Origin of the sequence: Methylophaga sp. UBA1464 (assembly GCF_002325665.1) — a bacterium.
Classification (GTDB): domain Bacteria; phylum Pseudomonadota; class Gammaproteobacteria; order Nitrosococcales; family Methylophagaceae; genus Methylophaga.
Genome location: NZ_DCSO01000099.1, coordinates 5,180 through 5,498, shown reverse-complemented (window position 1 = coordinate 5,498; position 319 = coordinate 5,180). Strand labels below are relative to the sequence as shown.

Sequence of the window (319 nt, the reverse complement as noted above, 5' to 3'; positions counted from 1 at the left end):
ATTCTGGTTTAGTCCACATAATCATTTCTCCATTCTATTTTTAAGGGTATCGCAATCCGCTTTTCTGGATAGCGTGAAAAAGATATTACGCCGCAAAAAACAGAACACTATCAGACATACTCTTGATCGGTCTCAGGATTTTACTGATTCACCCAGTTTATTGACGATAACTTTTATCGCCGTAGTTAATTGGGTTAACTGTTCTGAGCTGATGATATAAGGCGGCATCACATAGATCATTGAACGAAATGGCCTTATCCAGACACCTTGCTCCACAATAAATCCCGGCAACCAGTCCATAAAACTGTCGAGAGGCTGG

General features: G+C 40.8%; 1 pseudogene. It reads right to left on the bottom strand.

Going from position 1 to position 319, the window contains the following annotated elements:
* Positions 1-132 precede the first annotated feature (132 nt).
* A pseudogene (locus B3O33_RS13635) lies at positions 133-319 on the bottom strand (adenosylmethionine--8-amino-7-oxononanoate aminotransferase BioA); the annotation flags it as partial.